The organism is Coprococcus sp. OM06-34AC, from assembly GCF_003462545.1.
GTDB lineage: Bacteria > Bacillota > Clostridia > Lachnospirales > Lachnospiraceae > Coprococcus > Coprococcus aceti.
This window is the reverse complement of record NZ_QTZF01000001.1, coordinates 573654-588031: the sequence shown is the minus strand read 5'-3', so window position 1 is coordinate 588031 and position 14378 is coordinate 573654. Positions and strand designations below refer to the sequence as shown.

General features: G+C 44.0%; 12 protein-coding genes. 7 read left to right on the top strand and 5 right to left on the bottom strand.

Annotated features, from left to right (window positions below):
• Positions 1-19: 19 nt before the first annotated feature.
• Positions 20-619, bottom strand: coding sequence for a hypothetical protein (locus DXB91_RS02585; RefSeq protein WP_243003493.1), 600 nt, complete (start codon positions 617-619; stop codon positions 20-22).
• Between the two features lie 434 nt (positions 620-1053).
• On the opposite strand from DXB91_RS02585, the gene DXB91_RS02580 reads away from it, so the two are divergent.
• The 7 genes from DXB91_RS02580 to DXB91_RS02550 all read left to right on the top strand — a co-directional run bounded on the left by DXB91_RS02580 (position 1054) and on the right by DXB91_RS02550 (position 9036).
• Positions 1054-2667: a SpoIID/LytB domain-containing protein gene (locus DXB91_RS02580; RefSeq protein WP_199413810.1), complete on the top strand. Its 1614-nt coding sequence runs from the start codon at positions 1054-1056 to the stop codon at positions 2665-2667.
• Between the two features lie 18 nt (positions 2668-2685).
• Positions 2686-3678, top strand: a complete 993-nt coding sequence (locus DXB91_RS02575; RefSeq protein WP_118016731.1) for a YihY/virulence factor BrkB family protein — start codon at positions 2686-2688, stop codon at positions 3676-3678.
• Between the two features lie 191 nt (positions 3679-3869).
• Entirely contained in the window at positions 3870-4142 is a 273-nt protein-coding gene (locus tag DXB91_RS02570) for a hypothetical protein (protein ID WP_147343966.1), read from the top strand.
• A gap of 14 nt (positions 4143-4156) precedes the next feature.
• On the top strand, positions 4157-4336 hold the full coding sequence (locus tag DXB91_RS02565) for a hypothetical protein (RefSeq protein ID WP_015533216.1): 180 nt from the start codon (positions 4157-4159) through the stop codon (positions 4334-4336).
• Positions 4337-5090: 754 nt separating this feature from the next.
• Complete coding sequence (gene pheS / locus DXB91_RS02560; RefSeq protein ID WP_055279821.1) at positions 5091-6110, top strand: phenylalanine--tRNA ligase subunit alpha; 1020 nt, start codon at positions 5091-5093, stop codon at positions 6108-6110.
• Positions 6111-6170: 60 nt separating this feature from the next.
• The gene (gene pheT, locus DXB91_RS02555; RefSeq protein WP_118016729.1) at positions 6171-8600 is read left to right on the top strand and encodes a phenylalanine--tRNA ligase subunit beta; all 2430 of its coding nucleotides are present in this window, start codon (positions 6171-6173) and stop codon (positions 8598-8600) included.
• A gap of 307 nt (positions 8601-8907) precedes the next feature.
• Positions 8908-9036, top strand: coding sequence for a helix-turn-helix transcriptional regulator (locus DXB91_RS02550; RefSeq protein WP_004849786.1), 129 nt, complete (start codon positions 8908-8910; stop codon positions 9034-9036).
• A 134-nt stretch (positions 9037-9170) separates the two neighbouring features.
• On the opposite strand, the gene DXB91_RS02545 is transcribed toward DXB91_RS02550, so the two are convergent.
• From DXB91_RS02545 to DXB91_RS02530, 4 genes are all read right to left on the bottom strand, one after another.
• Positions 9171-11804, bottom strand: a complete 2634-nt coding sequence (locus DXB91_RS02545; RefSeq protein ID WP_055273581.1) for an ABC transporter permease — start codon at positions 11802-11804, stop codon at positions 9171-9173.
• Positions 11805-11817: 13 nt separating this feature from the next.
• Complete coding sequence (locus DXB91_RS02540; RefSeq protein WP_118016728.1) at positions 11818-12483, bottom strand: ABC transporter ATP-binding protein; 666 nt, start codon at positions 12481-12483, stop codon at positions 11818-11820.
• A gap of 122 nt (positions 12484-12605) precedes the next feature.
• Entirely contained in the window at positions 12606-13637 is a 1032-nt protein-coding gene (locus DXB91_RS02535) for a sensor histidine kinase (RefSeq protein ID WP_055279824.1), read from the bottom strand.
• Entirely contained in the window at positions 13634-14317 is a 684-nt protein-coding gene (locus DXB91_RS02530; RefSeq protein WP_055279825.1) for a response regulator transcription factor, read from the bottom strand. Before DXB91_RS02530 ends, DXB91_RS02535 begins: the two co-directional genes overlap by 4 nt.
• Positions 14318-14378 lie beyond the last annotated feature (61 nt).

The window sequence follows — 14378 nt, the reverse complement described above, 5'->3', positions numbered from 1 at the left end:
TCCTTTGAAAGGTTTTATTTTATTCTGGACTGCGCAGGAGTATGGTTATCTTTTTGCGGCCATAAACCATAAGTGCGTCCTTGATTATATCTTTGTTGGCATCGGTTGTGTGTATCTCAACAGTGTCCAGAAGCTTTTCGACATATGAGCACCAGAGGTCATAAATGATCTTCTGGCTCTTCTCACTGACAGGCGGAAGTGCAGCCTTTGCCTTTTCCAGATCGCAGTCAGCATCTGTCATGTAAATGAATGAATCAGGTGTGAGTGCTTCCTCACCGTATGCTGCGACAAATATCTCTTCTGTCCTGACAAATCCACAGTCATACATCTCAACTATGAGATCGTGGATACATTCATCGATATTATCGAAATAGTGGTAGTAACGGAGCAGATGAGCCTGATTCTCGTCCTCGATGTCATCACGGTTTATCCAGTACCCCTTGCTCTGGCTCTGTTCCTCCCTGATAGCCTCTTCCTGCATGAGATTGAGATCTCTCAGTGCCTCCTCGCGCTTATCGGCAAGCTTTCTTCTGACATACACCACAGTCATGACTATGAGTGCAAGCAGAAATACTCCGAGCAATACGCCGAATAACATTTGTAAGCTGGTTTTATCCATTTGGTGAACACCTGCCTTTCATGTTTGGAAATAATTATAAATTCCCATAAGTATCTACATTCTAACACAGGTAAGATTGGTATTTCAAGAAGGCATATAATGTCAATTATAGTGGTTAAAGTTCACGTGAAAAATTCTTGCAAGAGATGTAAAGGTAAGGTATAATGTGCTCATAGCTGAGATGTATTAAGTCTCTTGTGATTTTGAACCTACATTTGAATAAACGGGATTCCTATATCATTGTTATTGAAGTCAAGCCTCGTTATATAAGTTCTAGTGGAAGGCAGATATACAATTGCGGTTGCCCACCTAGCGCTGCTAGGACTCAAAAGCAAGGGCGCATTTCAGTTTATTACACAAGATGAAGAAGCAGCATATATATGCTGCTTTTTCTCTGTATGTGGATATATTTGCGGAGAAATGGAGACAGGGGAATGCGAATAGATCAGAGGAAGAAATGGTATCAGAAGATCAAATACAATAAGAATTTTAAGATAGTGAGTTTCATAACTATAATTCTGGTATGTTTTGTCGGATATATGATGATAACAGGTAAAAACAGAGTAGGCGAAGAGACTGATGATAACAACGATGGCAATTCAGTGGAGACCATAGTTATAGAAGCTCCGGATGATCCGGTGGGAGATCTGAAGCAATATGTTGAAGCCGACACGGACAGTACAGAGATCGCGGAGTATGACTACACAATTCAGGGAGCAGGAACTGTGGCTTCAAAGAAGAAAGAGGATAAAGGCAGCAGCTCGTCCGGCACCGACAGAACCAGCGGGGGCAGCGGCTATGGCGGATCGTCAGTCGTTATATCCGGTATGGAGAACAGTGTCAGGGTCATCCTGACAAATGGCGGAGATTATTATCAGAGCTATGTGGAATTTACCTGCAGTACAGGATTTAACGTGACGAGCGATGGCAAGAAGAAAACCTACAAGGCGGATGAATTTGTATCACTTGGCAGCGACAACAAGGCCTCATCCATCATAGTTGAGCCTGAGAGTTCGGATGGAATGATAACAGTATCGAGTCTCAGCAAATCAAGCGGCACCCCGAGGTATCACGGAGCCCTTGAGATAACAAAGGATTCGTCGGGATACATGATCATCAATCAGGTAGATATAGAACAGTATCTGTATGGGGTAGTGTCAAGTGAGGTTTCATCGAGCTACAGCCCGGAGGCGCTCAAGGCTATGGCAATCTGCGCCAGAGGATTTGCATATAGAAAGCTTGGAAGTAACTACAGGGGATACAATGCAGACCTTGATGACACAACATCGTGCCAGGTCTACAATAACTTCCCTGAGACGGGAAATTCCATAGATGCAGTCCAGTCCACATCCGGAATTGTACCTACATATAATGGAGAGATCATAAATGCTGTATATTTCTCAACATCGTGCGGAACGACTACCACGAGTGACCAGGTGTGGGGCGGAAGCATGCCATATACCTGTACACGTATTCAGAATACGGCGTTGGACATCCCATATTTCAGCGATGAAGCGGCATTCAGGGATTTCATGGATGGCAAGACGGACACAGATGTGGTTGAGAGAAATCTTCCTATGTACAGGTGGACGGTTACATACACAGAAGATGAGATGAGAAATGCGGTTGAGACCGGCCTTTCAAGATGCTCGGATGTGTCTGCGACATCGGTTGGCAAGATCAAGTCAATAATGGTGACGGGAAGAGATGACAGTGGACTTGTGAAGGAAGTTACGATAACAGGCGACAAGGGAAGCGTGGTAGTCAGCGGCCAGAGCAATATCCGAGTTCTGTTCGCCACGGATGGCAAGGCTATAACAGAGCAGGATGGATCAGAGCTCACGGGCTGGACAGGCGTTCCAAGTAATTTCTACTATGTAAAGAAGGATAATGACACAGGACTCTACACACTTAAGGGCGGCGGATACGGACATGGAGTCGGAATGAGTCAGAATGGTGCAAATGAACTGGCAAAGCTGGGATATACTGCAGCACAGATAATCAGCCATTATTACAATGGAGCAGTTCTCAGTTCAGTTGAGAAGTAACGGAGATAATCACTAATTATGAAATTGAAGAAGCGCATAGTGCTCATATACCATAAAGTCAGATTGTTTATGGCAGAGATGAATAAGGATCAGGTGGCGGCATTTGCGGCACAGTCTGCTTTTTTCCTGCTGCTGTCACTGTTTCCACTGGCGATGACGCTGCTTACATTTGTCAAATATCTGCCATTCACTGAGACACAGATACTTGAGATAATCAGAGATCTGTTTCCTGAGGAGATAAACTCCAATTTTGAATTTATGTTTGCAGAGATTTTCAACAGCAAAAGCTCACTGCTTGCCACCACAGCATCCATATTGCTCACCGTGTGGTCGGCATCAAAGGGAACGATGGCTATAGGCCGCGGACTTACTTTCATGGCGGGCAAGGAGGACAGTGTCAATTATTTCCTCAGAAGAGCGATACACACTCTGTATACATTGATATTCTGTGTGATGCTGGTGGCAGTCATGGTCATATATATCCTCGGCGATGTAGTTGTGTCAAAAATGCTGGTGCGTCTGGATTCAGTGGAGAGATTCCAACTGGTGGATACTGTTGCGAATATCCTGTCGATCGTCAAGATAGCATTTGCCCCTACGGTTTTGTTTGGAGTTATGATAGTGGCATACTGGGCGCTGCCGGTTGAGCGGGTGAGGATCAAGACCGCTGTGCCGGGAGCTGCATTTACGACCATACTCTGGATGCTTTTGTCATTTGGCGTATCGAGCTATATCAATATAGTGGGAATCAACACATATATGTATGGAAGCCTTGCAAGTGTGATATTGCTTGCGCTGTGGCTTTACATGTGTATGTACGTCATGCTGATAGGCGCGGAGATCAACAAATTCATGGATAATGGAATCCGGGGAATAAGAAGGCGTGCGCACAAGGCCGGGCGTAAGAAGAGACGACTTGAGAGAAAGAAAAAGCGTGCGGAGAAGAGGCGGATGCGAAAAAATCGGCATTTAAAGATGGACGAAGAAGTTGATGTAGAAGTAGATAAATGAAATAAAAGTAGAGTGTATTCAAGTTAAAGAATATTGCGATTGAGACGCATAGTGGTTCATATAAAAATACAAGTAGTTGTTTTGCTTTTAGTAATGCGCTTTATTCAACCAAATTTACATGGACTAAAGATGCCATAAGAAGGTATAATAGGGGAAAGACGATTAAAGTAATAGTGACTTTTGGTGCTGGGGTGGCAATTGATATTTTGGTAACTAAGGGGGCAGTCACAGCAAGTCTAGCAACAGGGTATACATTGTCTACGCTTCTTTCAGATATAATAAGTAACTATGGAAGTACTGATATTAGGTCTGCTGCTATTGAAAACTGGGGGTATAGATTTAAATATGTAACAAATAGCAGTAAAGATGGATTTGATATTTATTTACTTACGTATAATAGTAAAGGAAGACTTGCAGATACAAAGAAAATAAAGAGAGAAAGATATAAAGCGATTTTGATATAAAAAGGGGAAAATATATGAGAGAAAAAAAAGCTATACTTCTGTTAGTACTTAGTGCATGTTTGTTTGCAATCGATTTTATCTTAAAAGGAGATTTTGGTAAGGTGATGTTTTATATAATCTTATTGATAGGCTGGATATTACTTTTGGCATCAATTGCTTTACAAATAAAGAAAAAGAAACGGGAAGATGATTAAATAGGAGTATGGTACTCGTAAGGTTTATTTTCACAATCAAGTTATATAATATTTCTGAAAATTGAATTGTTGTTGATCATGACAGTATGACAAAAAAGATGTTGACTAACACCCACATGTAGGTATATTATCTCTACAGGCAGTGACGATGCAAAAGATACGTATGTCGCCATCAGAGAGACTAGGTCAGCGGCTGAAAGCCCGGTCAGGTAAGAGTGCGTATTTAATTTCACATCAGAGCCACCACGGCTGAAGGATTGAAGATATCTGTTTTATCAGATGACAGATGTTGGTCTGTGTAGGGTGTGGCGTGTGACGTGCGACAAACGTCTAATGAGAGTCAGACATGGACAAGATACATAGAGTGTCTGGAATCAGGGTGGTAACGCGGATATAATTCGTCCCTAGTATGTATAACATGCTAGGGACTTTTGCGTTTACAGGGTGACAAGCGGCTGCGATGCGCGAGCTTGCTCGCATGCATCAGCAGACATTTGTCACCCGCGCGCGACATGAAACACGGAGCCCGGGAGGGCGGAGTGTGAATGCCGTGCAGGGATTGAGAGAGCGCGCAGTGCGGAGCAATCCCGGTAAACGCCAAAAAGAGGAATGAGCGCATAGCCCGATAGGGCGGAGCGCAAATTACTGTAGGAATTGCGGAAGCCGTAGGCGAGCAATTCCGTGACTTATATATGGAAGTAATTAATATAGGATCCACATTGAAATCCCTATAAATAGAAAAAGGAGAAACACGATGAGAGACAAGTTGGAGGCCATAAAGGCAGAGGCTCTTGCCAAGATCGAGAGCGCAGAGGTTGTATCAACACTTAACGATGTGAAGGTGGCGATACTCGGTAAGAAGGGAGAACTCACACAGGTTCTCAAAAGCATGAAGGATGTAGCACCGGAGGACAGACCAAAGGTAGGTCAGATGGTAAATGAGGCACGTCAGGCCATCGAGACAGCCCTTGACGAGAAGACAAAGGCCATCAACAGAGCACTCCGTGCAGAGAAGATGAAGAGAGAGACAATAGATGTAACTCTTCCAGGAGTGAAGAAGCTTACAGGACACAGACATCCAAACCAGATAGCACTTGAAGATCTGGAGAGAGTATTCATCGGTATGGGTTACGAGATAGTTGAGGGACCAGAGGTAGAGTACGACAAGTACAACTTCGAACTGCTGAACATCCCTGCAAATCACCCTGCAAAGGATGAGCAGGATACATTCTATGTTACAAAGGATATCCTCCTTCGTACACAGACATCACCTGTTCAGGCAAGAATCATGGAGAAGGGCAATCTTCCTATAAGAATCCTCTCACCTGGACGAGTATTCAGAGCTGATGAGGTAGATGCAACACATTCACCATCATTCCATCAGGTAGAGGGACTTGTGATAGACAAGGGAATCACCATGGCAGACCTCAAGGGAACACTGGCGCAGTGGGCAAAGGAGTTCTTCGGTGAGAACACAAAGGTAAAGTTCAGACCTCACCACTTCCCATTCACAGAGCCTTCAGCAGAGTGTGATATCACATGCTTCAAGTGCGGCGGCAAGGGATGCCGAGTATGTAAGGGCAGCGGCTGGATAGAGATCCTTGGCTGTGGTATGGTTCATCCAAAGGTTCTCCGCGACTGTGGAATAGACCCTGAGGTATATTCAGGATTTGCATTTGGAATCGGTCTTGAGAGAGTAACACTTCTCAAGTATGAGATAGATGACATGAGACTGCTCTACGAGAACGATATGAGATTCTTAGACCAGTTTTAGAGATGGACGCATTCAACAGAATATTGACATTGGAATAGATTTATAAAGGAGATTTGTAAGATGAATACACCTATATCATGGATAAAGGCATATGTTCCTGATCTGGACGTGACAGCTCAGGAGTTTGTAGATGCCATGACTCTCTCAGGATCACATGTAGAGGGTTATGAACAGAAGGATAAGAATCTTGACAAGATCGTTGTCGGCAAGATTCTCACTATGGAGAAGCATCCAGATGCGGACAAGCTTGTAGTGTGTCAGGTAGACGTGGGACAGGCAGAGCCTCTCCAGATAGTGACCGGAGCAAAGAATGTAAAGGTTGATGATCTCATCCCACTTGTACTTGACGGTGGTAAGGTTGCGGCAGCACACGGCGACAACAATGAGTACCCTGACGGAATCAAGATCAAGAAAGGTAAGCTCAGAGGAGTTGAGTCAAATGGTATGATGTGCGGTATAGAGGAGCTTGGTTCATCACGAGACTTCTATCCGGAAGCACCGGAGGATGGCGTGTATGTATTCCCGGTGGAGTCAGGTGTGAAGCCAGGCGATGACGCTGTGAAGGCACTTGGACTTGACGATGTTGTTGTCGAATACGAGATCACATCCAACAGAGTTGATTGTTTCTCAATGATCGGTATGGCAAGAGAGGCAGCAGCTACATTTGACAAGCCATTTTACCCACCAGTGGTAACAAAGACAGGAAATGACGAGGATGTCAATGACTATATATCAGTAGAGGTAAAGGATCCTGACCTCTGCCCTAGATACACAGCAAGGGTTGTCAAGAACCTGAAGATCGGACCTTCACCAAAGTGGATGCAGCAGAGACTTGCTTCACAGGGAATCCGTTCGATCAACAACCTTGTCGATATAACAAACTACGTTATGGAAGAGTACGGACAGCCAATGCACGCATATGATCTCAGCACCATAGCCGGCAACAAGATCGTTGTCCGCCGTGCAAATGACGGAGATACATTTGTAACACTTGATGGACAGGAGAGAAAGCTCGACCATGACGTTCTGATGATCTGTGACGGTGAAAAGGAGATCGGTATCGCCGGAATCATGGGCGGCGAGAATTCCATGGTAACAGACAGTATCGATACACTGCTCTTTGAGGCAGCCTGCTTTGATGGAACAAATATCAGACTTTCATCCAGAAGGATCGGTCTTGCAACTGATGCGGCAGCCAAGTTCACAAAGGGACTTGATCCAAATCTTGCTATGGAGGCAATAGACAGAGCGTGTCAGCTCATCGAGGAGATGGGCGCAGGTGAGGTAGTCGGCGGAGCTGTCGATGTATATCCAAATCCTGTACAGGACAAGAAGCTCCCATTTGAGCCAGACAAGATGAATGCGCTTCTCGGAACAGATGTTGAGCCTGAGAAGATGCTGTACTACTTCGGCAGACTTGGACTCACATACGATTCAGAGACAAACACACTGGATGTGCCAAGCTTCAGACAGGATCTGAACTGCATGGCAGATCTGGCAGAGGAGGTTGCAAGATTCTACGGATACGACAACATTCCTGTATCACTTCCAAGAGGTGAGGCAACAGTTGGTAAGCTCCCATACGACCAGATGATCAATGCCATCGCAAGGGATGTCCTTGAGGCAAATGGTTTCTCTGGCGGTATGTGCTACTCATTCGAGAGCCCTAAGGTATTTGACAAGCTGCTTCTGCCTGCTGACAGCGAGTTTAGAAAGACCGTTACAATAGCAAATCCTCTCGGTGAGGACTTCAGTATCATGAGAACTGTATCACTGAACGGTGTTCTCACATCACTGGCAACAAATTATAATAGAAAGAACAAGATCGCAAGACTTTATGAGTTCGGAAATGTATACCTTCCAAAGTCACTTCCACTCACAGAGCTTCCAGAGGAGAGAATGAAGCTGACTATCGGTATGTATGGTCAGGGAGATTTCTTTGATCTCAAGGGAGTTCTCGAGGAGCTTACAGACAAGGTTGGTCTCAAGGGACAGGTGACATACGAGCCTGAGTCAGAGTACACATTCCTTCATCCGGGCCGTCAGGCAAAGCTCAAGAAGGGCAACCTGACAATTGGATTTATCGGACAGGTACATCCTGAGGTATGTGACAACTACAACCTTAAGGGCGAGGTATATGTTGCAGTTATAGATATGCCTACACTGGTTATGCTGTCAAGCTTCGACATCAAGTATGAAGGAATTGCAAAGTTCCCTGGAAGTACAAGAGATCTGAGTCTTGTTGTGGACAAGGAAATATTTGTCGGACAGATAGAGGAAGTCATAAAGAAATGTGGCGGCAAGCTGCTTGAGAGCTACAAACTTTTCGATGTATACGAGGGCGAGCAGATCGCAAAGGGCAAGAAGTCGGTGGCTTACACAATGACATTCCGTGCTAAGGATAGAACACTTGAGACGTCAGAGGTCGATGGAATCATTGCCAAGATTCTCAAGGAGCTTGGAAAGCTTGGAATAGAGATCAGAGCGTAATATCTGGGCTGCACTGCATGGAAGCCAGGCATGCGGTGTAGATTCTGCTTAAGATGATCAATACTATATATTTTAAATACCACCCGGTAACAGATCGCAAATGAGGTGTACCTCAGAAGGTCTGTTACCGGGTGGCATTTTTATGTTGAATGCTGAGAGACGGGATGGTAAGGTATGTAAAAGGATTTTTACACTGTATCCGGGGCAAGGACAAAGCCTTTTGATGGAAAAGATGTGATATGGGTGTTAGCATTTGCTCAGATAGAGAACTCAGAGTGATTGATAAAGGAGGTAAAAGAGGAAGAATATGGAGATTGGTAATAAGATAAAGGAAGCGAGAAACGGAGCCGGGTTAACCCAGGATCAGGCTGCTGAGAAGATTATGGTTTCGAGGCAGACGATATCCAACTGGGAAACTGGAGTTTCCCATAGTTAAAGATACCACACCAAAGATAACGAATCCACGCTTATATGATACTGCATGAAAAAAGGTACTTGATAAAAGCAATGAAGCGCAATATCAAGTACCTTTTTGATTTGTTTTTTACATGGTTATTAAGAAAATTACTCTTATTCCGAGGTCCTCAATCGTTCCACCACAGTTCCCTTGTTAAAGAAGCGGAGAACGATCAGCGGAATAACCGCAGCCAGCAGCAGATAAAGCACACCAATGACCAGAACAGGAACCAATGTGATATTCATAGTGAAGAACCACATAGATGGCGAGTTCAAGACATTTTCCAGCACCGTCACAGCAAGCAGCAGCGCAACCACTCCACCAATGATGTCTGCACCAGCGGCATAGTAGACGCCTTCATAAACCATCAGCCTTTGAAGCTGGCGATTTGTCATACCGATACTCTGCATAGTCGCAAACTCATGGCGGCGGGTGATAATATTGGTGATAATCATATTTGTAAAGTTAATCAGTCCTACTAAAGCCATGATACAGCCAATCAGACTGCCTACAACCAGAACCATACTTGCAACAGAATTTAATTGTTCTTTCAGTAATTTTGTTGAGGTATAGGTAACAGAGGGGTTTTTTTCAACATAACTGCTCAAAAATTCCTCCATTTGCGGCTGTAAGGAATCATCCATATTAAATCCATAACTCAGCAGAGTTGGAGTCGTGTAAATCTGTTTGAACAGAGTGTCCGGCAAATACACAAAGGGCGCATCGCCACCAATATTCCTCATAGCCGTAGTTGTTGACGGCGTTTCGTCCTCAGTTCCAACGGTACAGGCTTTTGCAAGAATTGTGCAGGTTTTGACTAACTCGCCATCCCTGTAAAAAGAAATACTGTCGCCAATCTGTAACTGTTCTGTCAGGGGCGTACTTTTCGGACCACCACTCAGTCGGTCCAACCCTTCTCCAATAATGACATATTCTCCAGTTAGCATTTTTTGTTTCAGTACATTAGGATCTGTTTCTCCATCATAAATCATCATATCCGCCCAAAAATGTTCGGAAGCGCCAAAAACATTTCCAAAGAAAAGATTTTCTGCATCCGGGGCAGTCTTCATATTATAATTTCCAAAGGCTTTGCGGAGGCTACCGTCCTGATCTTCATAGGTTGAAGTACACTCCAGTCCCTCAAAACCATAATCAACCAGCACGTTACTGTCATCTGCGGTATTGCGATAAAGATACCGTTCTTCTTCCAGACCGTCCTGCTCACGGATCATATCTACCACTTGCTGTGGAAGTGCATCTTCGTGATGTCGAAAGCCTTCCAAAGCATTGACTGCAATCGAATTATAGACGGTAAAATCTGTTTTCGTTGTGCGGGTAATCCACTTTTCTTCATCCATGCTCTGTGTCACAATAATCATAGAGTTGAACAGAACGATACACAAAAGCATAGAAACAACGATGAATACACAGCGGCGTCTATTGCGTCCCAAGTTGGAAAATGCCATATGGGAGAGTTTTGCACCTCTGGTTCGTGTAACGGTTTTCTTTTTATAATCATCCTGCTCCGTATAGCGGATCGCCTCCATGGGAGATACTTTTGCGGCCTTTTTGGCTGGTTTGCGGGTACTGATAAATACCGTCAGAATCGTAAACAAGGCAGCTATAATAAATAACACGGGGGAGGTCGATGTCTGCAAACTTGTCGTAGAATACTCATAGCTAAAAATTTCCATTACTGCCGGAAGCAACGCCCGGCCAGCAAAGAACCCGGCAATTAAACCAATAGGCAGCCCAATCAGGGTCAGCCATACCGCCTGCCGATTGACGATGCTTTTAATTTGCCGCGTAGAAGCACCAATCAGCCGCAGTAAGCCATATTGCCGAACATCCTGCATAACGGAAATATCAAAAATATTATAAATCAGCAAATAGCCGCACAATACAAACATCAGCACAAATACTACGGCAAATAAGATGGACTCCGGAGAAATCATGGCTTTCCCCATCTGGTTTTCAACAGAGAGGATAAAGTTATCAGCAGACATATCCTTTGGATTGCCGCCAATAGAGTAGACAAAGTTATCCATCTGCTCCTGAATGTTCGTCTTGTCTTTCAGCACAACGTCAGAAAAAGTAACCCCTGAGATTTCTCCGTCCACTGCGCGGGTATTTTTCACTACATCCGGATTATCTTTTACAAACTGCTCTGAGAGAACCGCCACGCTGACCATATCGTTGCTTGCTTCCCACCAACCGGAAAGCACCATATCATAATGGTAGGTTTTTCCCCGAATTTCAAATTCCAGAGGAACTTCTGCTCCAATCTCCGGTTCCACACCAAGGGCTTTTAAAGCCAGTTCGGTAGTAGCAATTTCATTTGCCTTTTCCGGTGCTGAACCATGCGTTGGCACACAGAATGTAAGTTCCTGCTGTATGCTATCAGCATAGTTTAATTCAACAGAATGACCCAGGGCGTTGCTTGCATATCCAATCATCCGCCGATGACCTGCCTGCTCCACAAAATCACTGTTTTTCAGTTGCTCAAACTGTTCCTCGGTCATGTACCCAAAGGTTCCATCTGCCTTACTGCCTTTCTGCATCTGCATAGAGAGCTGCATGGAGGATACCATGTTAAATACCAGTGAAGTGATGGATGTAAACAAAAATGCTGTCAGAACGATCGCAAGAATCGCTGCCAGATTACGAACCTTATTCTTTTTGAAATATTGTTTAGATAGCCGCTTGATGGTTTTTGTGTTATTATTGCCAAATAGAATGTCATTCATAGTCCCGCCCCCTTTATTGCACGATCTTGCCATCCTCAATTCGAATGATACGGTCGGCAAGCTGGGCAATCTCATTATTATGAGTAATCATCACGATGGTTTGGTGGAATTTCTGACTTGTGGTTTTCAAAAGCCCCAGCACATCGGCGCTGGTCTTGCTGTCCAGGTTGCCGGTGGGTTCATCAGCCAAAACAATAGAGGGCTTTGACACCAAGGCGCGGGCAATGGCTACGCGCTGCTGCTGACCGCCGGAGAGGTTATTGGGCATATTGTTCAGCTTATCCTCCAGCCCCAGCATCTGAACAACTTCGTTCATAAACGTCTTGTCCACCTTGTTTCCGTCCAGCTCCACAGGCAGCACGATGTTTTCATAGACATTCAGCACCGGAACCAGATTGTAGTTCTGGAAGATGAAGCCAATCTTTCTCCTACGGAAGATGGTAAGCTGCTCATCTTTCAATGTTGAGAGTTCACGTCCATCCACAATAACCTTGCCAGAGGTCGGCACATCCAATCCACCAATCATATTCAGCAGTGTAGATTTACCGCTGCCGGAGGTCCCTACGATGGCAACAAATTCGCCCTTTTCAATGGAGAGGGTCACACCATCCAAGGCTTTGGTAATGTTCGGTTTTGCGCCATAATATTTTTTTAGTTCAGTCGTTTGCAAAATGCTCATAAAGAACACCATCCTTTCTTTTTGATAAATCCATTATAACGACCAAACCTCACAGAAATGTCACAGCCGACATAATAAATCGCCCTGAAATGTCACAATCCTGTGATATTTCAAAAAACAGGTTATTCATGGGGAAGAAAAACGGAGAATGTTGAGCCTGTTCCTACTTGGGAAGTTACTTGTATATAACCGTTCTGCAAGCTAATAATTTCCCTTGCGAGATACAGCCCAATGCCGATTCCCTCTATATCGTGGACATCTTCTTCCCGATAAAAGCGCCTAAAAATTGCTCCCTGCTGGTTTTCGGGAATACCTTTGCCGGTATCGGTAATGCTGACTTTCAGGTGCATTTCCCAGCTTTCAACGCAAACACGGATAGAACCGTACTCCGGCGTGTACTTAACTGCATTATCCAATATGTTAAATAAGGCTTCTGCTGTCCATTTGCGGTCATGGGAAACAACCAATGTTTCCGGGCAGTTTACTTCAACTTGTATGTGCTTTCTTTCAGCGTTCATAAAAATACTGCCCAGCGCCATAGCAAGAGTATCATAGATGGGCTGCTGTTTCTTTTCAAGTGAGATAACGCCAGTTTCAAGTCGGGAAGTTTTTATCATAGCCTGCATTAAGAAATCCAGTTTATCAAGCTGTGTGCCACTGGCAAGTAGAAATTCCCGCTGTTTATCCTGTGGCACTTCTTGTTCTAATAAGGTGGCATTTATCATTTTTAAGTTTGATATTGGTGTCTTTACCTGATGAGAAATATCGGAAATCAATTCCTGTAAGTCAGCTCGTTCACTGGCAACGCTGTTTTTGCTTTCCTGCATAACCTCATAAAGGCGCACCAGCCGATGATTGATTTTATAAAATAGGTTTTCTTCTTCGGCAACCTGTGATATATCTATTTTTCCATTCATCATTTCGTCTAAGGTGCAGCAAAGTATTTCAGAAAACAAAGTCAGCTTTCGCCGTATCAGTATCACAAAAGCAGTAACACAAAGTAGAAAAAGCAGACAAAACGCCATGCTGCAAAATACCACAGACATTTCTTTTGTCAGGATATATAGAACTGAAAACATGACCACGGATAAAAGTAAAATGGTAGTTGCCAGTATTATGCAGACTTTATTTAAGGAGAGTTTTTTGGAAATCATTTTTGCGCTCCTCCAATCCACATATAGCCCATACCATAAACGGTTTTGATGTAGGAATGCTGGTTCGTTTCAATTTTACTGCGGATGCGGCTGATCGTTGTGGTAAGTGCGTGTTCATCCACATAATTTTCATCTACATCCCACAGCTTTTCAAGCAATACCTGACGTGTTAGGACAGTTTGTGAGTTTCTTGTTAGCACTTTTAATAAACGATATTCCAACGATGTAAGGGTAATCGGCTGTCCTGCGAGACACGCTGATAATTCGGAAAAATGGATATACAAATTCCCGTCATCGTAGAAATCGCCGCCGGATTGTACTGAAATGCGGTTCAGTAAAGCAGATACTTTCTTTTGGAACACGCTGATAGGAAAGGGCTTTGTTACATAATCATCTGCACCCAATTCAAATCCTTTCAGCATATCGCTTTCCATATCATTTGCGGTTAGAAAAATCACGGCGATATCGGGACGGCGTTCTTTTACCTCGCGGCATATATCAAATCCGTTCCCATCCGGCAGATTGACATCCAAAACGATTAAATCATAATCCTGTTTTTCAAGAAATCTTATGGCAACAGCCTTTGACATAGCCCCATCCACGGAATATCCGACAGCCGACAGATTATAGCTTAATGTCTTATTCAAAAGCTGGTCATCTTCAACAACCAGTATTCGCATAGTATCACATCCTTTTTCTTTTTATAGTATCAGCAAAATGTCACAGAAACCTCACAACGAG